The 25,747-nt window shown below is 62.1% G+C and carries 24 protein-coding genes and 4 tRNA genes; 19 read left to right on the top strand and 9 right to left on the bottom strand.

Translation table 11 applies throughout. The annotated features are described in order from the left end of the window. Positions 1 to 70 precede the first annotated feature (70 nt). Both rimK and Q0844_RS01470 read right to left on the bottom strand, forming a co-directional pair. On the bottom strand, positions 71 to 1,447 hold the full coding sequence (gene rimK / locus Q0844_RS01465) for a 30S ribosomal protein S6--L-glutamate ligase (protein WP_299041323.1): 1,377 nt from the start codon (positions 1,445 to 1,447) through the stop codon (positions 71 to 73). Positions 1,448 to 1,543: 96 nt separating this feature from the next. After that, entirely contained in the window at positions 1,544 to 2,455 is a 912-nt protein-coding gene (locus tag Q0844_RS01470) for a hypothetical protein (protein WP_299041325.1), read from the bottom strand. Between the two features lie 237 nt (positions 2,456 to 2,692). Between Q0844_RS01470 and Q0844_RS01475 the strand changes: the two genes are divergently transcribed. Further along, entirely contained in the window at positions 2,693 to 4,072 is a 1,380-nt protein-coding gene (locus Q0844_RS01475) for a hypothetical protein (protein WP_299041328.1), read from the top strand. Positions 4,073 to 4,137: 65 nt separating this feature from the next. Beyond that, the gene (gene tgt / locus Q0844_RS01480; protein ID WP_299041329.1) at positions 4,138 to 5,265 is read left to right on the top strand and encodes a tRNA guanosine(34) transglycosylase Tgt; all 1,128 of its coding nucleotides are present in this window, start codon (positions 4,138 to 4,140) and stop codon (positions 5,263 to 5,265) included. 172 nt (positions 5,266 to 5,437) lie between these two features. Here tgt and Q0844_RS01485 read toward each other — a convergent pair whose 3' ends face one another. Continuing rightward, positions 5,438 to 5,830, bottom strand: coding sequence for a DUF4149 domain-containing protein (locus tag Q0844_RS01485; RefSeq protein ID WP_299041331.1), 393 nt, complete (start codon positions 5,828 to 5,830; stop codon positions 5,438 to 5,440). A 315-nt stretch (positions 5,831 to 6,145) separates the two neighbouring features. Between Q0844_RS01485 and lon the strand changes: the two genes are divergently transcribed. The 12 genes from lon (at position 6,146) to Q0844_RS01545 (ending at position 14,010) form a co-directional block, all read left to right on the top strand. Next, positions 6,146 to 8,554: an endopeptidase La gene (gene lon / locus Q0844_RS01490; RefSeq protein WP_299041333.1), complete on the top strand. Its 2,409-nt coding sequence runs from the start codon at positions 6,146 to 6,148 to the stop codon at positions 8,552 to 8,554. A gap of 194 nt (positions 8,555 to 8,748) precedes the next feature. Then, positions 8,749 to 9,228 (top strand): HU family DNA-binding protein, encoded by a 480-nt coding sequence (locus Q0844_RS01495; protein ID WP_299041335.1) that lies wholly within the window; start codon positions 8,749 to 8,751, stop codon positions 9,226 to 9,228. A 60-nt stretch (positions 9,229 to 9,288) separates the two neighbouring features. Beyond that, a tRNA-Val gene (locus Q0844_RS01500) sits at positions 9,289 to 9,363 on the top strand. A 318-nt stretch (positions 9,364 to 9,681) separates the two neighbouring features. Then, on the top strand, positions 9,682 to 9,843 hold the full coding sequence (locus tag Q0844_RS01505; RefSeq protein WP_299041337.1) for a hypothetical protein: 162 nt from the start codon (positions 9,682 to 9,684) through the stop codon (positions 9,841 to 9,843). Positions 9,844 to 10,061: 218 nt separating this feature from the next. Next, on the top strand, positions 10,062 to 10,643 hold the full coding sequence (locus Q0844_RS01510; protein WP_299041339.1) for a histidine phosphatase family protein: 582 nt from the start codon (positions 10,062 to 10,064) through the stop codon (positions 10,641 to 10,643). Positions 10,644 to 10,678: 35 nt separating this feature from the next. Next, a tRNA-Val gene (locus Q0844_RS01515) sits at positions 10,679 to 10,754 on the top strand. 261 nt (positions 10,755 to 11,015) lie between these two features. Beyond that, positions 11,016 to 11,726 carry a LuxR family transcriptional regulator gene (locus tag Q0844_RS01520; protein ID WP_299041341.1) on the top strand — a complete coding sequence of 237 codons (711 nt, stop codon included), beginning with the start codon at positions 11,016 to 11,018 and terminating at the stop codon, positions 11,724 to 11,726. Positions 11,727 to 11,813: 87 nt separating this feature from the next. Then, positions 11,814 to 12,062, top strand: a complete 249-nt coding sequence (locus Q0844_RS01525; RefSeq protein WP_299041343.1) for a hypothetical protein — start codon at positions 11,814 to 11,816, stop codon at positions 12,060 to 12,062. Positions 12,063 to 12,164: 102 nt separating this feature from the next. Then, positions 12,165 to 13,103: a pirin family protein gene (locus Q0844_RS01530; protein ID WP_299041344.1), complete on the top strand. Its 939-nt coding sequence runs from the start codon at positions 12,165 to 12,167 to the stop codon at positions 13,101 to 13,103. A gap of 7 nt (positions 13,104 to 13,110) precedes the next feature. Next, positions 13,111 to 13,632, top strand: coding sequence for a GNAT family N-acetyltransferase (locus tag Q0844_RS01535; RefSeq protein WP_299041346.1), 522 nt, complete (start codon positions 13,111 to 13,113; stop codon positions 13,630 to 13,632). 175 nt (positions 13,633 to 13,807) lie between these two features. Continuing rightward, positions 13,808 to 13,884: transfer RNA gene (locus Q0844_RS01540), tRNA-Asp, on the top strand. 49 nt (positions 13,885 to 13,933) lie between these two features. Continuing rightward, a tRNA-Asp gene (locus Q0844_RS01545) sits at positions 13,934 to 14,010 on the top strand. A gap of 90 nt (positions 14,011 to 14,100) precedes the next feature. Here the strand turns inward: Q0844_RS01545 and Q0844_RS01550 are convergent. After that, positions 14,101 to 14,850, bottom strand: a complete 750-nt coding sequence (locus Q0844_RS01550) for a hypothetical protein (RefSeq protein WP_299041348.1) — start codon at positions 14,848 to 14,850, stop codon at positions 14,101 to 14,103. A gap of 87 nt (positions 14,851 to 14,937) precedes the next feature. Between Q0844_RS01550 and Q0844_RS01555 the strand changes: the two genes are divergently transcribed. Continuing rightward, a complete protein-coding gene (locus Q0844_RS01555; RefSeq protein WP_299041349.1) occupies positions 14,938 to 15,810 on the top strand; it encodes a glycosyltransferase family 2 protein in 873 nt (290 codons plus the stop codon). Positions 15,811 to 15,826: 16 nt separating this feature from the next. On the opposite strand, the gene Q0844_RS01560 is transcribed toward Q0844_RS01555, so the two are convergent. Both Q0844_RS01560 and Q0844_RS01565 read right to left on the bottom strand, forming a co-directional pair. Next, positions 15,827 to 16,681 carry an alpha/beta hydrolase gene (locus Q0844_RS01560; RefSeq protein ID WP_299041350.1) on the bottom strand — a complete coding sequence of 285 codons (855 nt, stop codon included), beginning with the start codon at positions 16,679 to 16,681 and terminating at the stop codon, positions 15,827 to 15,829. Positions 16,682 to 16,773: 92 nt separating this feature from the next. Then, on the bottom strand, positions 16,774 to 18,144 hold the full coding sequence (locus Q0844_RS01565; protein WP_299041351.1) for a M20/M25/M40 family metallo-hydrolase: 1,371 nt from the start codon (positions 18,142 to 18,144) through the stop codon (positions 16,774 to 16,776). A 218-nt stretch (positions 18,145 to 18,362) separates the two neighbouring features. Between Q0844_RS01565 and hemA the strand changes: the two genes are divergently transcribed. From hemA to ispG, 3 genes are all read left to right on the top strand, one after another. Continuing rightward, a complete protein-coding gene (gene hemA / locus Q0844_RS01570; protein ID WP_299041353.1) occupies positions 18,363 to 19,586 on the top strand; it encodes a 5-aminolevulinate synthase in 1,224 nt (407 codons plus the stop codon). A gap of 112 nt (positions 19,587 to 19,698) precedes the next feature. Then, positions 19,699 to 20,907: a helix-turn-helix domain-containing protein gene (locus tag Q0844_RS01575; protein ID WP_299041355.1), complete on the top strand. Its 1,209-nt coding sequence runs from the start codon at positions 19,699 to 19,701 to the stop codon at positions 20,905 to 20,907. Positions 20,908 to 20,983: 76 nt separating this feature from the next. Next, positions 20,984 to 22,117: a flavodoxin-dependent (E)-4-hydroxy-3-methylbut-2-enyl-diphosphate synthase gene (ispG, locus tag Q0844_RS01580; RefSeq protein WP_299041357.1), complete on the top strand. Its 1,134-nt coding sequence runs from the start codon at positions 20,984 to 20,986 to the stop codon at positions 22,115 to 22,117. On the opposite strand, the gene Q0844_RS01585 is transcribed toward ispG, so the two are convergent. From Q0844_RS01585 to Q0844_RS01595, 3 genes are read right to left on the bottom strand one after another with little or no spacing between them, the layout of a single operon-like run. Then, positions 22,039 to 22,461, bottom strand: coding sequence for an isocitrate lyase/phosphoenolpyruvate mutase family protein (locus Q0844_RS01585; protein ID WP_299045175.1), 423 nt, complete (start codon positions 22,459 to 22,461; stop codon positions 22,039 to 22,041). The two genes, ispG and Q0844_RS01585, sit on opposite strands and share 79 nt — an antisense overlap. Then, positions 22,461 to 23,207 (bottom strand): DsbA family protein, encoded by a 747-nt coding sequence (locus tag Q0844_RS01590; RefSeq protein WP_299041359.1) that lies wholly within the window; start codon positions 23,205 to 23,207, stop codon positions 22,461 to 22,463. Before Q0844_RS01590 ends, Q0844_RS01585 begins: the two co-directional genes overlap by 1 nt. 3 nt (positions 23,208 to 23,210) lie before the next feature. Further along, entirely contained in the window at positions 23,211 to 24,551 is a 1,341-nt protein-coding gene (locus Q0844_RS01595; RefSeq protein WP_299041361.1) for a M48 family metalloprotease, read from the bottom strand. Between the two features lie 22 nt (positions 24,552 to 24,573). Here Q0844_RS01595 and Q0844_RS01600 point away from each other — a divergent pair, with 22 nt between their 5' ends. Then, a complete protein-coding gene (locus Q0844_RS01600) occupies positions 24,574 to 25,716 on the top strand; it encodes an aminotransferase class I/II-fold pyridoxal phosphate-dependent enzyme (protein ID WP_299041362.1) in 1,143 nt (380 codons plus the stop codon). The last annotated feature ends 31 nt before the right edge of the window (positions 25,717 to 25,747 follow it).

A 25,747-nucleotide genomic window follows, 5' to 3' on the forward strand; every position in this document is an offset into this window, starting at 1 on the left:
TCCCGGAGGGCGGTGCATTCCGGCTGGATCAGCCAACCCGGGATTTCAATTTGGTCAGGGCCCCCGTGCGTCAGGCCCGTTTGCGCACCGGCTTCGGCTTTACCCGTGCTTCGATCATGTCATAGACCTTGCCCACGATGTCCTTGCCCGTGGCGTTTTCGATCCCCTCGAAGCCGGGGCTTGAGTTCACTTCCAGCACCTTGGGCCCGGTTTCGGACCGCAGCAGGTCCACGCCGGACGTGCCCAGGCCAAAGGCCCGCGCGGCGCGCACCGCGGTGTCGCGTTCTTCCTTGCTGATCCGCACCGATTTGGCCGACCCCCCGCGGTGCAGGTTCGACCGGAAATCGCCCTCGGCTCCGGTGCGTTTCATGGACGCCACGACCCTGCCGTCGATCACCAGGCAGCGGATGTCCTCGCCCGCCGCCTCCTTGACGAAATCCTGCACGAGGAAGTTGGCCCGCAGGCCCCGGAAGGCGTCGATCACCGATTCCGCGGCCTTTTTGGTTTCGGCCAGCACGACGCCCTTGCCCTGGGTGCTTTCCAGCAGTTTCACGATCACGGGGGCAGACCCCACCAGCCCGAGAATGTTGGCTGTGTCGCGGGGCGAGGCAGCGAAGGCGGTGGTGGGCATACCGATCTTTTTCGAGGCGAGGATCTGGTGCGCGTGCAGCTTGTCCCGGCTGGCCGTGATCCCGGCAGAGCCGTTCACGCAATAGGTGCCCGTGGTTTCGAACTGGCGGATGACGGCGGTGCCGTAGCTGGTGACGGACGCGCCGATGCGCGGGATCACCGCGTCGTAGCGCGGCAGGCGCTTGCCGTCATAGTGCACTTCGGGGGCCATGGCGTTGATCGCCATGTAACAGCGGGTGGTGTCGATCACCTCGACCGAATGGCCGCGCGCCTCGCCCACCTCGACCAGCCGCCGGGTAGAATAGTTGTTCTCGCGGCTGAGCACGGCGATGCGCAAGGCCCGCGCGGGGGCCACTTTGCGCATGGCCGAGGAATGGTAGACATCATAGCTGAGGTCCGGTTGCAGCCGCTTTTCGGAGGCCGTGATGCTGATGTGGTCCTGGAGCGCCTGCCGTCCCAGCAACATGCGCGACGTCATGGACGACCGGTCCGTCAGCGTCACTTCGATGGGCCAGGATTGGCCTGCCACTTCCAGCCGGGTTTCGATGACATAGCGCAACTCGGCCTCGCCGTTCGATGACGTCACCTCGCGCCGGTCGAGGATGGGGGCGGAACAGGTGATCGACACGTGGTCTTTGCCCGCGATGGGGTGCACGTTGAACCGGACCTTGGGCGTCTTGGCGGACCCGAACACCTCGATGTCGTGGGCATGGAGCGCGGAGGTGCGCGCGCCGGTATCGATCTTGGCCCTGAGGGCGGGCAGACCCAGTTCCGGCAATGCCACCCATTCTTCCCAGCCGAAATTCAACGTGTCCATGCCGCCCCCTTGGTCCGTCTTTACGCGTTCGGCCACCCTAACAAGCGTCGGGGACGCCCACAACGTAAAGGCGTGGGCGTGGGGTTGGTTCCCGGATCAGAGGATCAGGATGTTCCCGATCTCGTCATAATAGGTGGTGTCGGTCACATCCCCATTGGTGTCATAGGACACGTCCTGGACGTGCCAGGCGGCATCGCCCGAATTGTCATAGGTCGTCTGGTCCGTGAGCCGCCCGCCTGCGTAGGAGGACACGATCAGGTCGCCATCATCCTGCACCTCTTCGACCAGCGCGATGCGGCCATTGACGTCATAGGTGGTTTCGCGGGTCTGCCAGTCGAACGTATCCGACGACCCGTCCGTTTGCAGCATCGAGGCAAGGCGGCCGTCCGCGTAGGTCACCAGGTCGCTGCGGCCGTCGTCCTGCACGATATGGCTGGAGGTCAGCCGCCCGGTGTCGGCGTCATAGGTGAAGGCGCGGCTGTGCCAGCCCGCGTTGTCCGCGCCGTCGATGATCGTGCGGCTGGTGCGGGCACCGCTGTCGGCGTCAAAGGTCGTGATGTCGATGCGCCCGTTGTCCAGCACCTTTTCCAGCCCGGTCCGCACGTGGGTGTCGGCATCGTAGGTGGTGGTCAGCGACGCCCAGTTCTTGTTGTCGTCGCCGTCGATTTCCGTCCGCTGGATGCGGAAGCCGGTATTGGGGTCATAGCGTTCGATGCGCTGGTCACCGTTGTCATAGGTGATGGTGCGCGCCGTCTTCTGGCCCATCCAGTTCCATTCCGTGGTCCGGCTGTCCCAGTTGGCGTTGTTGGCGGCGGTGTCCGTTTCGGTAAAGCTGAGCCGTTGCGGGCCAAAGAACGTCTCGGACGTGGTGCGCCCGTTGTCCATGACGGTGTCGCGTGCGGTCAGGAAACCGAACGGGTCATAGGTGCTGCAAATACTGCTCCAGGCGTATGTATTGGCCGTGTCTTCGACCAGAACGGTCGTGGGAGATTGTCCTGCGCTGCTCATCGCGAGACCTCATATGTTGTTTATGATCCACGCCCGGTGTCCGGATGCGGAGGTAAATTATGCAGGGACGGGGGGTATCCCGACAATTTGACGAAAACCGGGCGTGATCGGCGCGCGGGCAGGGCGATTGCGGGGTGATTTTGGGGGATGGTGCTGCGCCTGTGTTGCCCGACGCCATCACGTGGTGGACAGGTGGCGGGGGCTTTGCTCTAACGTTATGCGGGACGTTGGTGCGGAGTGAAACGCGTGGCCGAGCGCAGTTGGGTCTGGGTGGCGAGTACGGAGACAGTGCGGAAAGGCAAGCTGTCGGTGCTGGCCTGCGTCGAAACGGTGGCGATGGTTGCCATCTACTGGGCGATTGCGTGGATCTGGGACACGCATTTGCATTTGCTGGTGGGCGTGCTGGTCATGCCGCTGATGCTGTTCAGGTCGGACGAGAGTGTGGCGCTGGGCCTTGAGTGGGCGGAGCGGGCCGAAGATGCACTGGACGACTATATACGTCGGGACATCCATGCGCTCAACCTGGTTGCGGCAACAGCGTTGCTGTTTCTTTTGGATGCTCCCTTCCTCTTGGTTTCGACGCTTTTCCTGCTGGCCAGTTTGCTGATCTGCTTTTTCAAGAATGATACGGCCGGGCCCGTTATGTTCTTGCGCGGGCGAATTTTTGTGTGGGTGACAACAGTCATCGGCGCTCCGAGCTATTTGGTCGGCTATTCGGTCATACTATTTTTTGCACCGACCATGATCAGGCTCGCGGCGCCCGCCGTTTTCCTGGTGCGCGGGGTGCGACAGTCGACCCGCAACTGGCGGCGGATCGTCTTGCAAACGGATGTTGCTGTTGCGCCTGATCCATTGCCGGGCTCTCAGGGCACGGACCTGTTTTGGTCCGTCGACACGATCGCTGTTCTGGCACCGAGAGAAATGTTCGCTGACGTGCGGATCCGAGAGAACTTTGAGCTGGCGATTCTGTTCAGGTTCCTCCTGCGCTGCTTTGCATATCTTCCGGCGGTGAGTGTTCTGGCCCTTATTTTCGTGCCGACATACCTTTTCCGCTGGGCCCTCAAATCCACCGCATGGTTCTACCTGCCACTCCTGTTCCTCGCTTCTCCTTATGACGGCCAAAGCCGTCTGGTCTGGATGCGCAGCCTGCCGCGGACCGTTCTGGCGTGGGTGCGGCTTGTTCTGTCGCTCGTTGGCGTGACCGTGGCGCTGGCCGCGTTGATCGTTGACCTGCCATCGGCCCTCGCGGTCCTGCAACAGGCCCAGGGGATGGACTTGCCAGTCGTGCCCCTGTCCCTGGTCCTGGTACTGGATTGGAGCAACTTGCACCCTTGGCAATACGCATCACTGCCCACCGCACTGCTGACCATTCTGCTGTTTTTCCGCCTTGATCAATTGGGGCGGCGCGAACAGGCGGGGGCGGTCATTCCCGAGGAGGGGTGGCAGCTGCGCTCAATGGTCTGGGCGGATCGGGTGCGGTCGGCCTGTGCGCTGGCCTGGTTGGCGCTGATCACGCCACCCACGTTGCGGTTCTTTCATTGCGCAGGCGAGTTGCCGGACTGGGCAGCGCAGGGTCTGGCGTGGTTCTTTGCGCCCGGCGCGTGCGTGAGTGGGTAGGCCTGCCCTTGGCATCACGTGCGGCGGGCGCTAAGCGGGGCCCTTGAACCGAGACGAGGCCCCGCATGACAGCATTTTCCTTTGATCTGAACGCCACCGACGGGCGGGCGCGGACGGGTGTGATCTCGACCCCGCGGGGTGAGATCCGCACGCCCGCCTTCATGCCTGTTGGCACCGCCGCTACCGTCAAGGCGATGATGCCTGAAAGCGTGCGCGCGACAGGGGCCGATATCCTGCTGGGCAACACCTATCACCTGATGTTGCGCCCTACTGCCGAACGGATTGATCGCTTGGGCGGCTTGCACAGGTTCATGAATTGGGACCGGCCCATTCTGACCGACAGTGGCGGGTTCCAGGTGATGAGCCTTGCGGGCCTGCGCAAGCTGACCGAAGAGGGCGTGACCTTCAAATCCCATATCGACGGGTCCAAGCACGCCCTGACCCCGGAACGGTCGATGGAGATCCAGCGGCTGCTGGGGTCGGACATCGTGATGTGTTTTGACGAATGCCCCGCGCTGCCTGCGGACCGGGACCGGATAGCTGACAGCATGCGCCTGTCCATGCGCTGGGCGCGCCGGTCGCGCGATGCGTTTGGGGACCGGCCCGGCCATGCGCTCTTTGGCATCCAGCAGGGCGGGTTGGAGGAGGACCTGCGCGGCGAGAGTGCAGAGGCGCTGCGGCAGATCGGGTTCGAAGGCTATGCCGTGGGCGGTCTGGCCGTGGGCGAAGGGCAGGAGGCCATGTTCGGCTGCCTGGACTATGCGCCCGAGCAGTTGCCGCAGGACAAGCCGCGATACCTGATGGGCGTGGGCAAGCCCGATGACATTGTCGGGGCTGTCGCGCGGGGCATCGACATGATGGATTGCGTGCTGCCTTCGCGGTCGGGGCGCACGGGGCAGGTGTTCACCCGGCACGGTGTCGTGAACATCAAGAACGCGCGCCATGCCGACGATCCGCGCCCATTGGACGAAGATTGCACCTGTCCGGCCTGTTCAAACTACTCGCGCGCCTATCTGCACCATGTGTTCCGCGCCCAAGAGATGATTTCGGGCATGCTGCTGACCTGGCACAACCTGCATTACTACCAGGAGATCATGGCCGGCATGCGGGACGCCATTGCGGCGGGCACGTTCGCGGCGTGGCAGGCCGCGTTTCATGCCGGCCGGGCCGAGGGTGATATTGAACCCTTGTGACGGCCGGGGACCGATGGTCAGGAATTCCCCCATCGTGCAAGGCCGCGCTGTGCCATATAGTCGGGTCAGTCACATTCCCTGGGGAGGGACCGCCGTGCAGTTTGTAGTGTTCTCGTTTGTTTGGTTCTCGGTATCTGTATTGGCGGTCCTGACTCTGGTGTGACCTGATCGTTCAGGCGGCAAGGAGAACAAGGGCCCATCCGGCCATGCCGATCTGGATCAATTGAATGCCCATGCTGATCCCGTGCAGCATTTTGAACCGACCCGAGTCATCCGCGTCCGTGGCCGCATTGATCTGCAGCATGAGCATCTGGCGGGCGTAGGCGGTGCTGAGCGCGATACCGATCAACAGCCACGCCGCCAGGGAACTGGTCACAAAAGCGACAGCACCGGCAAGGGCAGAGGTTGCAATCACCCACATGTAATAGTGCGGAAACGCACCCCGAATGCCCCTGCGCGCCTGATCCGGGCCATAAACTGCAAAGAGAACAGCCGCAAAGCCGAATGAAAACAACGTCATACCGCCAAAGAGCAGGGCAGCGAGCAACAGGGCAACCGTGGACATCAGCAAATCCTCCTGAGCGGTGGGACTTAGGCCCGCTGCCGGGGGTTCAAGCGCCTATGGGCGCGCAGATTGCCGCATGTCATGCCGGATATCGCCCTATCTTGCGGTTTTCTGCGGCTGACCCACGACAATTTGTGCCAAAAATCTGGGGACAGTTTGATCCGCCCCATTGCACCCTGGCCGCGCCCGCGTCAGGATACACCTTGAAACCGAAGGGCTGGGATCACAGATCAAACAGTCCGACACACGGAGACAGCCAAGGGTTGCCGCAATGCGGGGCCGCGCTGTCTTGCCAATGACAAGGAACTTTTGAGCATGCAAGAGCCACTCAACGCCTCGTACCCGGTGCTGCCGCTGCGCGATATCGTGGTCTTCCCCCACATGATCGTGCCGCTGTTCGTGGGCCGTGACAAATCGGTCCGTGCGCTGGAAGAGGTGATGGCCGACGACAAGCAGATCCTGCTGTCGAGCCAGATTGATCCGTCCGAGGACGATCCTGAATCCGCGGGCATCTACAAGGCCGGTGTTCTGGCCAATGTGCTGCAACTGCTGAAACTGCCCGATGGCACCGTCAAGGTGCTGGTCGAAGGACAGGCGCGGGTGCGCATCACGGAATACCTGGAAAACGACAACTTCTTCGAAGCGCGTGCCGAGTATCTGACCGAGATGCCGGGTGACATCGCCACGACCGAGGCGCTGTTGCGCTCTGTCGCGGACGAGTTCGAGCGTTACGCCAAGGTGAAGAAGAACATCCCCGAAGAGGCGCTGGCCGCTGTTGGCGAGACTGCCGAGCCTGCGAAGCTGGCCGATCTGGTGGCCGGGCATCTGGGCATCGAGGTGGACCAGAAGCAGGACCTGCTTGAGACACTGGCGGTGAGCGAGCGGCTTGAGAAGGTCTATGGCCTGATGCAGGGCGAAATGTCCGTGTTGCAGGTCGAGAAAAAGATCAAGACCCGCGTGAAGTCCCAGATGGAGCGGACGCAGCGCGAGTATTATCTGAACGAACAGATGAAGGCGATCCAGCAAGAGCTGGGTGACGGCGAGGACGGCAAGAACGAAGTCGCAGAACTTGAAGCCAAGATCGAAGCGACAAAGCTGTCGAAAGAGGCGCGCGAGAAGGCGGATGCGGAGCTGAAGAAGCTCAAGAACATGTCGCCCATGTCCGCCGAGGCCACGGTTGTGCGCAACTATCTGGACTGGATGCTGTCGATCCCGTGGGGCGTGAAGTCCCGCGTGAAGAAAGATCTGGGCCGGGCGCAGAAGGTGCTGGATGACGACCACTATGGCCTTGAGAAGGTCAAGGAGCGGATTGTCGAGTATCTGGCGGTGCAGCAACGCTCGAAAAAGATGAAGGGCCCGATCATGTGTCTGGTTGGTCCTCCGGGCGTGGGCAAGACCTCGCTTGGGAAGTCGGTTGCCAAGGCCACGGGGCGCGAATTTATCCGCATCTCGCTGGGTGGTGTGCGGGACGAGAGCGAGATTCGCGGTCACCGCCGGACCTACATTGGCTCGATGCCGGGCAAGATCATTCAGGCGTTGAAAAAGGCCAAGACGACAAACCCGCTGATCCTGCTGGATGAGATCGACAAAATGGGGCAGGATTTCCGGGGTGATCCGGCGTCAGCCATGCTTGAAGTGCTTGACCCGGAGCAGAACGGCACGTTTGTGGACCACTATCTTGAGGTCGAATACGACCTGTCGAACGTGATGTTCCTGACCACGTCGAACAGCTACAACATGCCCGGGCCGCTGCTGGACCGGATGGAGATCATTCCGCTGGCGGGCTACACCGAGGACGAAAAGTCCGAGATTGCCAAGCAGCACCTGATTGCCAAGCAGATCAAGAACCACGGCCTGAAGGCCAAGGAGTTTGAACTGACCGACGAGGCGCTGAGCGACATCATCCGCTATTACACCCGCGAGGCGGGCGTGCGGAACCTTGAACGCGAGATTGCCAAGGTGGCGCGGAAATCGCTGACCAAGATCGTCAAGAAAGAGGTTGAAGAAGTTGTTGTAACCTCTGACAATCTCGACGATTTCCTTGGTGTGCGCAAGCATCGCTATGGCCTGGCCGAACAGGACGATCAGATCGGTGTGGTGACCGGTCTGGCCTGGACGTCCGTGGGTGGCGACCTGCTGCATATCGAGGCGCTGAAGCTGCCCGGCAAGGGTCGGATGAAGACCACCGGCAAGCTGGGGGACGTGATGAAGGAGAGCATCGACGCCGCCAGTTCCTATGTCCGGTCCATCAGCCCCGAGATTGGCGTGAAGCCGCCGGTGTTCGACAAGGCGGACATTCACGTGCACGTGCCCGATGGCGCGACGCCCAAGGACGGCCCGAGCGCCGGGCTGGCGATGGTGACGTCCATCGTTTCGGTCCTGACCGGCATTCCGGTGCGCAAGGACATCGCCATGACGGGCGAGGTCAGCTTGCGCGGCAATGCGATGCCCATCGGCGGTTTGAAAGAGAAGCTGCTGGCGGCGCTGCGTGGCGGGATCAATACCGTTCTCATTCCCGAAGAGAACGAAAAGGATCTGGCCGACATCCCGGACAACGTGAAAGAGGGTCTGGATATCATTCCTGTCAGCCACGTGACCGAGGTACTGGAGCGCGCGTTGGTGTCCAAACCTGACGCCATAGAGTGGGACGAAGCCGCAGAAGAGGCAGCTGCCGCTGCGGCTGCGGCATCTCGCGACCCCGGTGCGGGTGCGACGGCACACTGATCTTCACGACATTAAAAGGGGCGCGTAAGCATGTGCTTGCGCGCCTTTTTCTTTGAGACGCGCCGCTTGCATCCTGCTGTTGCCAAAAGCGCGACAATCCAACTTGATTCCAATGTTTTGTTGCGTGCTTATGGATTGCGTTACCGTTTCGCGTTATGGGTGCCGCAAGCAGTCCAAAATGGAAAGAGGCCAAAATGGCGACCCGCACCACAAAAACGACCTCCAAAACCACTTCCACGCGCAGCCGCGCCGGCACGGCCAAGGCGAAAACCACGCCAAAGCCCAAGGCACCCGCAAAACCTACGGCTGCCGCCGCCAAACCGACCGCGCCTGTGGTTGTGGATGCCCCGACGCCTGTCGTTGCAGGGCCCATGATGCGCAAGAAAGAGCTGATCGAGGCCGTCGTGGCCAAGAGCGGCATGAAGAAGAAGGACGTCAAGCCAGCCGTCGAGGCCACGCTGGCCGTGCTGGGCGAAGCGCTTCAGGACGGGCGCACGTTGAACCTGCAACCGATGGGTAAGGTCAAGATCAACCGCGAGAAAAAGCTGGCCTCTGGCCGTATGCTGGTTGCGCGGATCCGCCAAAATGACCCGTCGCCCGCGGCGCAAGATGCGCCAGCATCGGGCGATACGGGCGAAACGCCAGTCGCGGCAGACAAGACCGCCGCCGAATAGCATTTTCGGGCACCAGCCTCTTGCATGGCTCCGCGCAGTTGGCTAAACCGCGCGGTGTTTGGGTGATTAGCTCAGTGGTAGAGCGCTTCGTTCACATCGAAGATGTCAGGAGTTCAAATCTCTTATCACCCACCACTTTTCCTGTACGCGCGCTGCTGAAAAGCCGTTAGACGCTGTTGATGGCCTGACCGACGCGCGCTGCCAGAGGCAGCACTCTGGGTCAGGAGTTCAAATCTCTTATCACCCACCACTTTTCCTGTACGCGCGCTGCTGAAAAGCCGTTAGGCGCTGTTGATGGCCTGACCGACGCGCGCTGCCTGCGGCCGCACTCTGGGTCAGGCGTTCCGACCTTTTTCGCACAGAGTATTTCGCCCGCGACATAAACGGTCGGTCCTTGGCGACACATCGCGCCCATGGGTGTTCTGTCAAGGCGTCGTTCATTTACAAGATACAATGGCCCGCGACGTTGGTCCTGTCCAAATCCGTGACGCCGAATGTGTTGGCGCCGATACGGACCTGTGCACCGAACGGCCGGTACACCTGATCTCGACCGATCCTTTGGGGCTGATCCGACCCGGATCGGGTTCATCCGTCGTGGCCGAATACCTGAGGTGAGCGGAGCCGCGCGTGACCGCAGAGGCCTGCGCCGTGCCCGCGCTTGGCAGACGCAAGATGTATCACTCTGGTCGATCAATTGCGGCTGGCGCTATTTGGGCAATCGGGGACAACACGGTGTTCCGAGTATACAGGATGGAGATTGCAGCGCCGACATCCACCGTCTCTGTTCCACCCGTGGCCTTGCAGTGCGGCCTGTGGCGCGGTAGCCGCCCCTCATGATGTATCCTGACCTTTTGATCCTGCGCCATGGCGAGACCGAGTGGAACCGCGAAGGGCGCATGCAAGGCGAGGCAGACAGTCCGTTGACGGACACCGGGCGGGCGCAGGCGGCGGCGCAAGGCCGGTTGCTGGCCGGGGTCGATCTGGCGGGCTGGCAGATGTGGACAAGCCCGTTGGGGCGGTGCCTGGAAACGGCGCGCATCGCGTTGGGCGATCAGGCCCGTTTTGCGCGACAGGACCGCAGGCTGATCGAGATCACGCTGGGCGATTGGACCGGAAGGACCCGCATGCAGATCGCGGCCCAGGTGCCGCATTTGTTTGACCAGGATCACGGGATGGCATGGTACGATCACGCGCCCGGCGGCGAAGGGTTGGCGGGGCTTCATGCCCGGACCGGCGCGTTTCTGGCGGCGCTTGATGCGCCTGCGGTGATTGTCACCCATGGCATCACATCCCGGATGTTGCGCTGTCACTATCTGGGGCTGGAGCCCGATGCCTTTGCCGAGTTGCCGGGAGGGCAGGGTGTCATCTATCACATGTCCGGCGGGGTGCAGGCCTGTCTTGCAGAAGGGGCTTGAGGCCCCCGATGCCTTGAGCTAATACCCGGCGCAGCGGGTCGTTAGCTCAGTTGGTAGAGCGCTTCGTTTACACCGAAGATGTCGGGAGTTCGAGCCTCTCACGACCCACCACCATGCACCGCTTTGCCTGTTTGATGCGTGGCGCGCTGTCGATGGCCCGACGTTCGCGCGCCGCCTGCGGCGCCACTCTGCGTCGGGAGTTCGAGCCTCTCACGACCCACCACCCGCCTTGGTCTTGTGATATTCCGTGCCAGCTAACACGTCATGGCGCTCTGTCACCCGGTGCAAATCCGATCTTGTGCAACCCTGGATCGAAAAAGCGGTTCCTTCGGTCCGTCATGTGCTACGCTGCGCAGGCATCTGGGGGCGGACATGACGCATACCGTGTTGGAGGCCATCCAGGCCGAAACAAGCACGCCGGACTTGTGGTCGCTGCTGTTGCGATACTTCCATGACCGCGGCGTGACCAAGGTCAGCTATCATCACTTCACCGGCGACGTGCAATCGCAGCGGTCTGTCAACGTGAGTGCCGCCGGATTTTCGCAGGAATGGGTGTGTCACTATATCGAGCAGAAGCTTTTTACGGTTGATCCGATCACCGAATTTGCCCGATCGACCATTGCGCCGTTTCGCTGGTCCCATATCCGCGACCTGGTGCGTTTGTCGCGCGAACAGATCCTGTATCTGAACCAGATGCGCGATGCAGGGGTCGGCGATGGATTGGCGTTTCAGGTGTTTGGACCCGGGTTGCGCAACGGATATGTCGGGCTTGGCGTCGATAATCCTGCCGATTTTCCCAGCGATTCCGCAGTGCTGGATTTTCAGGTCGTCGCGCAGGCGGCGCATATCCGGTATTGCGCACTGAACCCAGCGGCGCTGGCGGTGGGCGATCTGTCCCCCCGCGAACGTCAGATCCTGCGCTGGATCGCGCGGGGCAAGTCCAACAGCAGCATTGCCGATATTCTTCTGGTGTCGCCACACACCGTCGACACGCTGGTGCGACGCATCTTTTCCAAACTGGGTGTAGCCGACCGCACAACGGCCGCCATTCAGGGTGTCGGGGCCGGTCTGATCCTGCCGTGACCCCCCGTGTCACGTAAGCGCGTGACATGACACCTATTGCGGACAACCCCTAGAAACTTGCAACTTGAGCAAGTGATTGGGTGACACATGATACACGGATCCATTGCGCAAAACCCCATGCTGGGGGCGCGGGTGCAAACGCTTTTGGAGGAACTTGATGGCCTGCCGCAGCAGGACAAGACCAGTGCGGCCCTCGCCGTGACGGCGAGCCTTCTGGAATATGCCGCATACGAAATGGCGCAATCTGACGAGGCGCGGCACGTGGCGCGACTGATCCTGTTGGCGGCAGACATGGAACGCACCGCGACCGAACTGCGCAGCAAAGCGTCCTCATGAACGCGCTGGTGTGAGGGTCCGCACAGGGGCGGTGTAAAACTGATGCTTGTGAGGGCGTGGCGTGGCGTTATCTTGACCCTATCGCCCCAAGGAGACACGCCCATGAGCTGGAACCCCGCCCTTGATCCCGATTGCCCCAAGGGCGATGCGGTGGACGCCATCGAAACGGTCATTGTCCCGCGTGCACGCGATCTGGGTGGGTTCGAGGTACGCCGCGCCCTGCCGGCGCCGCGGCGCCAGATGGTTGGCCCGTTCATCTTCTTTGACCAGATGGGCCCGGCCGAATTCGTCACCGGCACTGGCATTGACGTGCGCCCGCACCCCCATATCGGCCTTGCGACCGTCACCTATCTGTACAAGGGCAAGATCCATCACCGGGACAGTCTGGGCACCGATCAGTGGATTGAACCCGGTGCCGTCAACTGGATGGTGGCCGGGCACGGCATCACCCATTCCGAACGCACCGATGGCGAGATCCGACGGAAACCGCACAACCTGTTTGGCATCCAGACCTGGGTGGCCCTTCCCAGGGATGCCGAAGACAATCCGGCGGATTTTCAGCACGCGCCCAAGGACACGTTGCCGTTTCTGGAAGGTGAGGGCAAAGAGGTGCGCCTGATCCTGGGCGATGCCTGGGGCGAACGCGCCCCGGTCGAGACGTTTTCCGAGATGTTCTATGCCGACGCCGTGTTGGAGGCGGGCGCGCGTATTCCGCTGCCTGACAACCACGAGGACCGCGGCGTTTACGTGGTCGACGGCTCTGTCACGGTTGCGGGTGCGGTTTATGACGCCGGTCAGATGATGGTGTTCCGGCCCGGGGATGCGATGTCGCTGATGGCAGGAGCGCAGGGCGCGCGCCTGATGCTGCTGGGCGGTGCGACGCTGGAAGGCTCGCGCTATATCTGGTGGAATTTCGTGGCATCCTCGCAGGACCGCATTGATGCCGCCAAGGAAGCGTGGCGCGCGGGTGACTGGGCACATGGCCGGTTCCAATTGCCGCCTGGGGATGAGGACGAGTTCATTCCGTTGCCCGCCAAATGACCGCGCGATGACCCACGCGCCAGTGCATATACGGCCCATGGTCCAGAGCGACTTGCCCGGCGTGCAGGCGTTGCATCTGGAGAGCTGGCGCAGGAGCTATGCGGGACTGTTGCCCGATGCCTTTCTGGCGGGTTCGGTTGTGGATGAAATGGCCGGTCGCTGGGCTGGTTTGCCCGCAGCCCATGACGTGGCGCTGGTCGCGGAACACGCAGGCACATTGGCCGGGTTTGCGCTGGTTTACGCCAACCACGCCGATGGCCCGATGATGGAAAGCCTGCACGTGCGCGCCGACCGGCAGGGCAAGGGCACGGGGCGGCACCTGATGGCGGGCGTCGCGCGCGCGCTGATCCGCAGGGGACATGACCACCTGTGGCTGGAGGTGATGGCGGGCAATGGCGCTGCCCGCCGCATCTATGCCCGGTGGGGCGGTGTGGAAAGCTGGCCTTTCAAGGATATCATCGCCGGGCAGCCTGTCATGGCGGTTCGGGTCAGGTGGGCGTCCCTGCGCCCCTTGGAGGCCTTGGCCTAGCGACGACATTGGCACCTGAGTATTGGCACCGCGGGCACTTGGCACCGCAGGTCACCCGCCAAACGACCGGGTTGTCCCGGCGAAATCCGGACCGGCAGCCACGAATTTTCGATTTGCCGGGAAAACCCCGCTTGACGAGGGCGTGACTGCGCCATAAACCCGCCAAACGCAGCGGGCGGTTGTAGCTCAGTTGGTTAGAGTACCGGCCTGTCACGCCGGGGGTCGCGGGTTCGAGCCCCGTCAACCGCGCCACTGCTGCTCTCTGGTCCCGGAGGAATGGGCACGCCGAAAGGCAAAATGCGCGGTTGTAGCTCAGTTGGTTAGAGTACCGGCCTGTCACGCCGGGGGTCGCGGGTTCGAGCCCCGTCAACCGCGCCATTTCCCCCCTCAGACTTAAAATGGGACCCTTTGTACAGAGGGGCCGGTCGCGCGTGCTGCCCGGAGTCTGTCCGGCAAGATGAAGCTGGATCAGTAGGTATAGCCGAGGGTGCCTTCGAGATCGGTATCGATGCTGGCGCGCAAGTGGTTCATGTCCGCGTCGCTCCAGCCGTCGGGCAGGGGGGGGCGTTGCGCGATCGCAGGTTTGAACTTGGAACCAAGGCGCTTGACCACGGGACGGTAGGTCGCGTTGGCGGTTGCGCCGAGGACACCGGTGAGGGATGAAAGCGTCTTTTCCGGTGCGGACTGTGCGGTTTCCATGCGGATCACGGCACAGGTGCAGTCGCGGTTGAGAAGGGACAGCATCGCGCGCAGTTTGGCGTTGCGCAGGGCAAACAGGGTGGCAAAGCGCGCGCCGCTGTCGGGATCGCGGTCCTGTTGCAGGGGGGTGCCCACGCACCCGTCGGGAACCAGCCCTTCGAAATAGCGGGTGCGGTCGATGATCGTGTCCCATTCGGCGCGGATGAAGTCGCCAAAGGGCAGTGCCTGAAGGGCGGGAGTCGTGTGCCAGGGTTTGGCGTACATGGACCTGGCCCAAGTGTCGGCGCGGCGGACGGCGATGATGACGGCCATGTCAGACGGCACCGCCAGCATATGGGGGAACCCGTGCTTCCAACCCAGGTCTTCGGTCGGGGTCAGATGGGTGTTCCGCCCCAGCAGTCTTTTGATAAAATTCGTGCCCGAACACCGTTCGCCCAGCACCTGGTACCGGGTGATGGGCGTGTCGCCCTTGCGGATCACATGCAGGCCGGTCTGGGCGAAGTCGGAGGGCAGGAACATCTTGGCCTTTGCCGAAAATTAGCGATTCTCATGTCAGGGTCCTTGCGATAGGGTGCGCAAAAAGAACCCTGAGCAGGACCTTAGCAGATGCAGACAGTGGCCGCCGTGACCATGGTGCGCGATGACGCGTTTTTCCTGAAAGCGTGGCTGCGCCACTACGGTGAGATGTTCGGGCGGGAAAACTGTTATGTCATCAATCACGGGCGCGGGGCTGAGGTGGCCGAGTTGGCCGCGGGCTGCAACATCATCGGCATTCCGGGGGATCCGCACAAAAATTTCGACATCAAGCGTTGGGGGTTGCTGAACAACCTGGTTGGCGGGCTGCGCCGTTACTATCGCCATGTGATCGTGGGCGATGTGGACGAGTTGGTGATCCGTGACCCGCAGGCAGGTGGCACGTTGCTGGACTTGCTTGAAGACGCACCGGAGGGGCGGGTCCTGACCCCTCTTGGGTTGGAGGTGATCCACCGGATCGATCTGGAAGAGGACGTCGTTGCCGATCACATCATCGGCCCGCGCCGCCACGTGCGCCCGGCGCCGCACTATTCCAAACCCTGTATCATCGCCGCACCCGTCAAGATCGCGCGGGGGGGGCATTTTACGCAGGCCGACAAGATCTTTGCCCCCGATGATCTGTACCTGATGCATCTGAAGTTCTGCGATTTCGCGGCCTATGTGGGTGTGATGGACCACCGCAACGCCGTGACTGCGGCAGTGAACGCGGGTGTGAAGGAAGCATCCATCGGACGCCATTGGTTTGCCGAAGCGCGGGGCGAGGACCGCGCGGTGTTCGAAGCCTTTGCCGATCTGGAGATGGTGGACGGGTTCGACATGCAGCCGCTGCGCCGGAAGATGCGCCGCACCTTCAAGCCGCGCGGCGACACGGGGTTCTATCATTTCGACCGGCCGGATTACGGCACCCAATATGTCTTGCCCGAGCGGTTCGTCGGGGTGATCTGATCGGTGGGACGCTGCCCTACACCTGGGCCGTGAGGAATGTCAGCAGCGCTTTTGCGGTCTCTTCGGGGTGTGTGTCTGGGAAGAAGTGTCCGCCGGGCAGCCCGGCGGATTGCACCTGGAGAAGCCTGTCTGCCCAGGTCGCGGCCACGTCATAGGCGCGGCCCATGATCCCATCCACACCGTAGAGTACCAGCGCCGGGCAATCGACCGTCTGTCCCAGGTCTATGGCATCGTGGTCAAAATCCACATCGATGGCGGCGCGGTAGTCATTGCACATGGTTCTTATGCAGTCATGGTCGCGCCACGACGCTCGGTAGGCGTCGAGCGCGGTGGCGTCGAAACTGTCCATGCCGCCGCCCCAGCCTGCAAGGCAGCTTTGGAAGTAGGCGTCCGGATCGCGGGCGATCATGGTTTCCGGCAGCGGCGCGGGCTGGGCCAGGAAAAACCAGTGATAATAGGCGCGTGCGACCTGTTGGGTCAGGTCATTCAGCAACAGGTGCGTGGGAACGATGTCCATCAGGGTGAGGGACAGCACCGCCGCCGGGTGATCCAGCGCCAGCCGGTGTGCCGTGCGTCCGCCGCGGTCGTGGCCCACCAGGTGAAACTGGTCAAAGCCAAGATGCGCCATGAGCGCAAGCTGGTCCGCCGCCATGGCGCGGAAACTCATGTCCTTCATGTGTGCCGGTTTGGTGCTGGCCCCGTAACCGCGCAGATCGGCGGTGACGACCGTAAAGGTTTTGGCCAGTTCGGGCGCGATAGCGTGCCACATCGCGCGGGTCTGGGGAAAGCCGTGCAGAAGGAGGACAGGTGGGCCATCGCCAGTGACATCATGGGAGATGGTGATGCCGTCAGGTGTCGTGAATGCGGCCATTGGTTTGTCCCTTGGATCGACCGGGGCAGGGGGCCAGCCCCCTCGCGCGTGCCGCGCTCACCCCCGGAGTTTATCTGGCAAAGTGAAAGGGATCAGGTCAGCGCGTCGAGGATGCGCGCCCAGCTGCGGATGCCCTTGTGGAAGCTTTCCAGGTCGTACTTTTCGTTGGGCGAGTGGATCTGGTCGTCGTCTTTGCCGAAGCCCACGAGCATTGGCGTGGTGTCGAGGATGGTCTGGAAGTGGCCAGCGATGGGGATCGATCCGCCGCAGCCGACATAGGCCGCCGGGATGTTCCATTCGTTGGTGAGCGCGGTGCGGGCTGCTTCGAAGGCGGGATCTGTGGTTTCGGTGACGGACGCGTGGCCCGCGCCGTGGCCTGTGAAATCAACGTCGCAGTCGGCGGGCAGCGCATCCCGCACCATCTGGCGGAAATTTTCGCGGATTGTGTGCGGGTCCTGATCGCCGACGAGGCGGAAGCTGACCTTGGCGTGTGCCTTGGAGGGGAGGACCGTCTTGAACCCCGCGCCGGTGTAGCCGCCCCAGATGCCGTTGACGTCGCAAGTGGGACGCGACCAGATCATCTCGATCGGGGTGCGGTCCTGTTCACCTGCGGGCTCGGACAGGCCAACATCGCCCAGGAATTTCGCGTGATCGAAAGCGAGGCCCTGCCATTGGCTGCGGATGTCGTCGGGCAGTTCGGGCACGCCGTCATAGAAGCCGGGCACGGTCACGCGGCCCTGATCGTCGTGCAGCGCGGCGAGGATACGGGTCAGAACGCGGATCGGGTTCATGGAAACACCACCATACATGCCCGAATGCAGGTCCTTGTCGGGGGCGGTGATGGTGATTTCCTCACCCAGCAGGCCGCGCAGCATGGTGACGATGGCAGGCACGCGGGATTCAAAGAGCCCCGTGTCGCAGATCAGCGCAAGATCTGATTTCAGCTCGTGCGCGTTTTCCTGCATGAACGGCACAAGGGAGGGCGAGCCGGATTCCTCTTCACCCTCGAAGAAGAAGGTGATCCGGCACGGCAGGGTGCCGTGTTCGGCCTGCCAGGCGCGGCACGCTTCGACGAAGGTCATCAATTGGCCCTTGTCATCTGATGACCCGCGCCCGCGGATCACCTTGCCCGCCGGCGTGTCTTCCAGCTGTGGATCGAACGGGCCGCGGTCCCAAAGCTCAAGCGGATCAACCGGTTGCACGTCGTAGTGACCGTAGAACAGCAGGTGTGGGCCATCCCCGTCCACGTGACCCACGACCATGGGATGGCCGGGGGTTGCACGCCTTTCCGCCTTCACCCCGATGCTTTGCAAGTCGGCCACCAACCAGTCCGCGGCCGTCTGGCAATGATCTGCAAAGGCCGGATCAGTCGAGATGGAGGGGATGCGCAGCAACTCCATCAGTCTTTCCGTCGCTTGGGGCAGGTCGGCATCGATGCGGGACAGAACGGCGTCGAGGGTCATGGGGCTTCCTTTGAATGTCGGGTTGCGGCCACAGTACGGCGCACTGGCCAAGTGTCCAGTGGTTGATCTGGGTCAAAGCGCGTGGACCAGAGGTGAGGAATACCAGACCTGCGACATGACGCGCATTTGATTAGCATTGAAGCGTCAAGTTGCTGTCTATATTCATTCTAAGAAGCGCGGATGCCTCGGCACTGCGTTGGACGAAAACGGAGCCTCGCGTGGACTATACCGCAAAATTGGACGATGCCCTGCAACGCTTGCATGATGAAGGCCGGTACCGGACCTTCATCGATATCGAGCGGCAGAAAGGCCAGTTTCCGCATGCGCAATGGACGCGGCCCGATGGGTCCAAGGCACCGATCACCGTGTGGTGCGGCAATGATTATCTGGGCATGGGGCAAAACCCGATTGTTCTGAAGGCCATGCACGAAGCGATTGACGCAACCGGTGCCGGATCGGGTGGGACGCGCAATATTTCGGGCACGACCGTCTATCACAAGCGGCTTGAGGCCGAGTTGTCGGACCTGCACGGCAAGGAAGCAGCATTGCTGTTCACCAGCGCCTACATTGCGAATGATGCGACATTAAGTACGCTGCCGAAGCTCTTTCCTGGTCTCATTATTTATTCTGACGCGCTGAACCACGCATCGATGATCGAAGGGGTGCGCCGCAACGGTGGGGCCAAGCGGATTTTCCGACATAATGACGTCGAACACCTGCGTGAATTGCTGGCGGCGGATGATCCGACCGTGCCGAAGCTGATCGCCTTTGAATCCATCTACTCCATGGACGGGGATTTCGGGCCCATAAAGGAGATTTGTGATCTGGCCGAGGAATTCGGCGCACTGACATATATCGACGAGGTGCACGCTGTTGGCATGTACGGTCCACGTGGTGCGGGCGTTGCCGAGCGGGACGGATTGATGCACCGCATCGATATCATCAACGGCACGTTGGCCAAGGCCTATGGCGTGATGGGGGGCTATATCGCGGCGTCGGCCAAGATGTGTGACGCGATCCGGTCCTATGCGCCGGGCTTTATCTTTACCACGTCATTGCCGCCCGCAGTCGCGGCAGGGGCAGCGGCTTCGGTCGCGTTTCTGAAGACGGCGGAAAACCTGCGCGCTGACCATCAGGCACAGGCCAAGACGCTGAAGCTGCGCCTCAAGGGTATGGGCCTGCCGATCATTGATCATGGCAGTCACATTGTTCCCGTCATGGTCGGCAACCCTGTACACACCAAGATGCTCAGCGACATGCTGCTTGAAGATCACGGCATTTATGTACAGCCGATCAATTTCCCGACGGTCCCGCGTGGGACCGAACGGCTGCGGTTCACGCCGTCGCCGGTACACGGTCCGAAAGAGATCAACGCGCTGGTGCACGCAATGGATAAATTGTGGTCGCATTGTGCGCTGAATCGCGCCGAGAGCGCCGGGTAGTTCACTAAAATTCGCAAATGGCGTTGCCATGTGTTACCGTCTGTTAAACAACAGCGGTGTGGCGAATCGAGTGGGATCGGTTTGCAAACACTTGGGACAACGGGGCAGCGGTATGATCGGGCGTAAATCCGGTACAACCAATACAGAAGAAAACGTCGAGCCAAAGAGCTTTGACGACTTTGAGCTGCGCCTTGGCGACATTATGCGCGGAGAGCGCGCGACCATGGGCAAATCCCTGCTGGATGTGCAGCGCGAACTGCGGATCAAGGCAAGCTATATCGCTGCAATCGAAGCCTGTGATCCAGATGCGTTCGACACGCCGGGCTTTATTGCGGGCTATGTCCGGTCCTATGCCCGCTATCTGAACATGGATCCCGACCGCGCATTCAACACGTTCTGCGCGGAAAGCGGATTTGCCGTGGCGCACGGCATGTCGGCCGAAGCGTCGGTGGTCAAGAAGGCGGCGCGTGAAGATCGCCTGCACAAGCCGCATGGCGCCGACATCTTTGCCGCCCCTGCCACCCCGTTTGTGCCCGCGGGCGAAGCCGTCTGGTCGCGTATCGAACCACGCGCCATCGGGTCGTCCCTGGTGCTGTTGGCCTTGATTGGCGGGATCGGTTTTGGTGGCTATTCGGTCCTGCAAGAAGTCCAGCGCGTGCAAGTTGCGCCTGTGGATCAAACCCCCGTTGTTCTGTCTGACCTTGATCCGCTGAGCGGAGCAGGCGTGCAGCCGACCGAGCAGGGCCCGACAATCGAGACACCGCGCGCCGATGCGCTGGACCGCCTGTACCGTCCGCAGGCGTTGGAAGTGCCGGTCCTGGTGGCGCGTGATGCGCCCATTGCCACGCTTGATCCGCGCGACATTGGCACATTTGCTGCACCCGACACTGCGGACGCGCCGCCGCGGATTGACGGCATTGACCGCGCCTTGGCCGAAGCGATTGCGCCCGCTGTGCCGCAGGTGGTCGAGGAAACGGCACCGACCCTGACCATGGTTGCCGTGCGCCCGTCATGGGTTCGTGTCCGTTCGGCCGATGGCACCGTGATCTACGAGGCGACGATGCAGGCCGGTGACACGTGGGAGGCCCCGCTGACCGAAGAGCCACCGACGCTGCGCACAGGTGAAAGTGGCGCGATTTACTTCGCGATGAACGACAAGTTCTATGGCCCCGTGGGTGACACCGGCGCCGTGACATCGAACCTGCCGCTTGAGATTGCCGGGCTGAAGGAGACCTATCTGCCCGTTGACGTCAGCACGGACGAAGGTTTGACCCGTTATGCCGAAGCCAGGGCAGCGGCGCTGACCGAAGGCAGCGAATAGTCGTCACAGCCCATTGTCGGGCGGCACGCACCTGTCTATCTTTCCTGACAACTGCTGATGCTGAACAGGGCTTTTCATGTCGCTGAACCATATCCGTCCGTGGCGCAACATTTACCGTCGGGAAAGCCGCCAGATCATGGTGGGCAATGTTCCCGTGGGTGGCGATGCGCCGATCACCGTGCAGACCATGACCAATACGCTGACCACGGACGCCCCCGCGACCATCGCCCAAATTCAGGCGGCGGCAGAGGCGGGAGCCGACATCGTCCGCGTCTCGGTCCCCGATGAAGGATCGTCCAGGGCGCTGAAAGAGATCGTTGCCGAAAGTCCCGTGCCCATCGTGGCAGACATCCATTTCCACTATAAACGTGGGATCGAAGCGGCAGAGGCGGGCGCGGCCTGTCTGCGTATCAATCCCGGCAACATCGGGTCCGAGGATCGGGTCAAGGAGGTCATCAGGGCCGCGCGCGACCACAATTGTTCGATCCGCATCGGGGTCAATGCCGGGTCGTTGGAAAAACACCTGCTTGAGAAATACGGCGAGCCGACACCGGACGCGATGGTCGAGTCCGGTCTCGATCATATCAAGATCCTGCAGGACAACGACTTTCACGAGTTCAAGATCAGCTGCAAGGCGTCCGATGTGTTCATGGCCGCCGCCGCCTATCAGAAGCTGGCCGAGGCCACGGACGCGCCCATTCATCTGGGCATCACCGAAGCGGGTGGGCTGACGTCGGGCACGATCAAGTCTGCCATTGGCCTTGGCAACCTTTTGTGGATGGGTATTGGCGACACGATCCGTGTGTCTTTGTCCGCCGATCCGGTCGAAGAGGTAAAGGTCGGCTATGAAATCCTGAAATCCCTGGGCTTACGCCACCGGGGCGTGAACATCATTTCCTGCCCGTCCTGCGCGCGGCAGGGCTTTGACGTGATCAAGACTGTTGAAATTCTGGAAGACAGGCTGGCCCACATCAAAACGCCGATGAGCCTGTCGATCATCGGTTGCGTCGTGAACGGACCGGGTGAGGCGCTGATGACCGATGTCGGCTTTACCGGCGGCGGCGCGGGCCACGGCATGGTGTATCTGGCAGGAAAGCAAAGCCACCGGATGGACAACGACCAGATGGTTGATCACATCGTGGAAGAGGTCGAAAAGAAGGCCGCCGAATTGGACGCGGCCACCGCTGCGGAAGCACAGGCCGCCGAATAGCGCGCTAGGCCGGCAGCGCCTCGATGTCTGCAAAGCTGGCCGTGGTGTCGGGGTAGGCGATGCGCCGGCAAGGCCTGTGCTGCTGCGCCGGGATCATCCGCGCCGCAGTTTTCCAGATCGGCGCTGACGGGTATGTCCGTTGCGTCATCGATGTCTGTTGCGGCGTCCAACATCTCGTCCAGCGACAAGCTGCCATCACGCTTGCCACGGGCAAAGGCGGCACCCATATTGGTGGTGGCCAGCGCTTTGGCCCCCATGTTTTGCAGGATGCGTGCACTGCCAACATCCCACGGGTTCGGCATGATGAGCGGATCACCGGGAACGTGACACGCGCGAAAGTCCATCAACCGCGTTTTTCGTCGACAAGCGCCTGCATTTCGTCAAACGGCAGGAACCCGCGCAACAATTCATCCTTAAGCACGAATGTGGGTGTGCCTGTGATTTGCAACCGTTGCGCCAGCGCACGGGTGCGGCGGATTTCGTCCGTGACAGCCTCGCTGTCCATATGTGCCTCGATCGCGTCCGCATCCAGACCGAAGGTCGACGCCATACGGCGCAGGGTACGCATCGATACGTCGCCGGTCATCTCCATCAGTGCGTCATTCACGCCTTTATAGGCCGCGTCGCCCGCAATCTGTTTCGTGGCAACCGCAAAGCGCGAGGCAAGCAGAGATTGGTCTCCGAGAATCGGGAATTCCTTGACAATCAGGCGAATATTGCCATCGCTTTCCAACAGCTTGGCCACTTCGCCATGGGCGCGTTTGCAAAAGCTGCAGCGGTAATCGAGGAATTCGACCAGGGTGATGTCGCCGTCAGGGTTGCCACCCACAAAGCTGTAGCCGTCATCGAAAAGGTCGGCGGCGTTTTCCGACACCAGGTTCAAATCGGCCTGGGCTTGGGCCGCGGCCTGACGTTCTTCCAACACCCGCACCGCATCCATGATGACCTGCGGATTGTCCATCAGGTAGGCGCGCACTTCCTCGCGGAAGATCTGGCGCTCTTCTTCAGTCATCTGGCTGAGGTCCAGCGCCTGGGCGGGCAGGCCAAGCGTCAGTGCAAGAGCGGCGGCGGCAAGCGTGCGAACGAACATCGGTTATCTCCGTTTTTTGCGCTTTTCCGCGCGTTCAGAGGCAAGGAACACATCCTGCGCCCGTTGCCAAGGGCCAGAGCCTTCGGGCAAGAGGCCGGTGGCGCGTTTGGCGTGGATGCCAGCATCTTCGAGGCGGCCCTGCAGTGCATAGCGTTCCGCCGTGATCAGTGAGGCCATCCCACGCTGGCCGGTCCTTGCATAGGCAACACTGAGATCGCGCAGCATGGAGCCATCGCGAAAGTCGATGCGCCGGGCGCGTTCCAGAGCTGGAAGGGCGGCCCGGATGTTGCCACTGGCCAACAGGGCCCGCCCGTAACCTGCCTGCAAGAGCCCGTCATTGGGGCGCAGTTGAACCGCGCGCCCATGGGCGTTTGCGGCGGCCGCGAACTGGCGCGTTTCCATCAGGATTTGCCCCTTGAGGTCATACAGAAACGGGTCCTGCGGGCGCAAGGCGATCGCCTGATCAATCGCGCGGATGGCGCGTTGGGTTTGCGAATTCTTGTGCCGTGCAGCGGCTTCGCGCATCAGCGCTATGTCGCGGTGCCCACTTTCACCAAGGCGGTTGAGCGTCCAGCTGGGCTTGCGTGTAAAGGCGGTCAGCTTGCCCTTGGCACGGGCGAACCAATAATCAGATGTGGCGGAATTTGCACCTGTACCGGTGCCGTAGGCGGCGGCAAACCCTTCGATATTGCGCAGTCGGTCGCGGCTGAGCGGATGCGACCGGACATAAGGGTCCTGCCGGTTTTCGCTCAGCACCTCCTGGCCCCGAAACAGACGGAACACATCCAGCATGCCGGTCAAGTCAATGCCCGCGCTGCGCAGATAACGCGCGCCGGATTGGTCGGCGGCGCTTTCTTCGGCGCGGGTGTGTCGAAAAAAGGCGCGTTGGGCTGCGCTTTGGGTTCCGATCCCGATGGCAAGGGCCCCTTCGCCTGCGCCTGCAGCGGCGGCCAAGAGCGCCAATGCCTGCCCCAGCCCAGCCGCTGTGCGCGCATTTCCAATATTGGTGATCCGGCGGGTGATGTGACCGTTTGCGATATGGGCGGCCTCATGCGCGATCACGGCCTGCAGCATGGCCGCCCGGTCCATGCGGCTGATCAGCCCCGAATGGATGTAGATTGCGTCGTTGCTGATGACAAAGGCATTCAGCGACCCGTCATTGACCACCAGGATTTTGGTCCGCGACGCGCTCAGACCGGCGGCCTTGAGCACCGGTGCCGCAACCTGGGCCAGCGCATATTCCATGTCTGCGTCGCGCAACAGCGAAACCGCGCGCGCGGGCAGGGCAAGCGCAAGCGACACGATCAGGATTGACGCCACCCGCGTCAGGGTATGAAAGGTCATGGGCCGGATCATAGGAGACCCCATGCGAACCTCAAGCCGAAGCGACGTCGATCCCTTCATCGTGATGGACGTGATGGAGGCTGCACGCGCTGCCGAAGCCGCCGGGCGCCATATAATCCACATGGAAGTGGGTCAGCCGGGGACGGGCGCGCCACAGGCGGCAATCCGCGCAGTGACCTCGGCCATGAACGCGGGGCCCATGGGGTACACGGTTGCACTGGGCCTGCCTGCGTTGCGCGCCCGCATCGCGCAGCTTTATGGCGAATGGTACGACATTGATCTGTCTGCGGACCGGGTGATCATCACATCCGGCGCATCCGGCGGCTTTATTCTGGCGCTCAACGCGCTGTTCGACAGTGGTGACCGGGTCGGGATCGGCGCGCCTGGCTATCCCAGCTATCGCCAGATCCTGAGCGGTCTGGGTATGACACCCGTCGATCTGCCAACCGACGCCGCCAACCGGTACCAGCCTGTACCGGGCGATATTGCGGGCATGGACCTGCAGGGGGTGCTGGTTGCATCGCCGGCAAATCCCACAGGCACGATGCTGGATCGCGCCGCCATGTCCGACCTTGTAGGGGCTGCGGCGGGCGTGGGCGCGTCGTTCATCAGCGACGAGATTTATCACGGCATCGAATACGAGGCCAAAGCCGTCAGTGCGCTGAATATCAGCGATGACGTCTACGTCATCAATTCGTTTTCCAAGTATTTTTCGATGACGGGCTGGCGCGTCGGCTGGATGGTTGTGCCCGAAGATCACGTGCGAGTGGTCGAGCGGCTGGCGCAGAACATGTTCATCTGTCCGCCCCATGTCAGTCAGGTGGCGGCCCTTGCCGCCATGGACGCACGACACGAGCTTGACGCGAACCTGGAGGTGTACCGGGCCAATCGCGCGCTCATGCTGGACGGTCTGCCGCAGGCGGGCTTTACCCGGATCGCGCCGCCTGACGGGGCATTTTATGTCTATGCGGATGTGTCTGACCTGACAGAAGACAGCCGCGCCTTTGCGGCCGAGATACTGGATCAGGCCGGTGTGGCGGTGACGCCAGGGCTTGATTTCGATCCGGTGCGCGGGCACCAGACATTGCGGTTTTCCTACGCCCGCACCACCGAGGATATTGCCGAAGGGTTACGCCGCCTCAAGGATTTCATGGCGCGGCGTTGATGGGGGATTCCCGGGGCGGTTCCAACCCGGT

Source organism: uncultured Tateyamaria sp., assembly GCF_947503465.1.
Taxonomy (GTDB): domain Bacteria; phylum Pseudomonadota; class Alphaproteobacteria; order Rhodobacterales; family Rhodobacteraceae; genus Tateyamaria.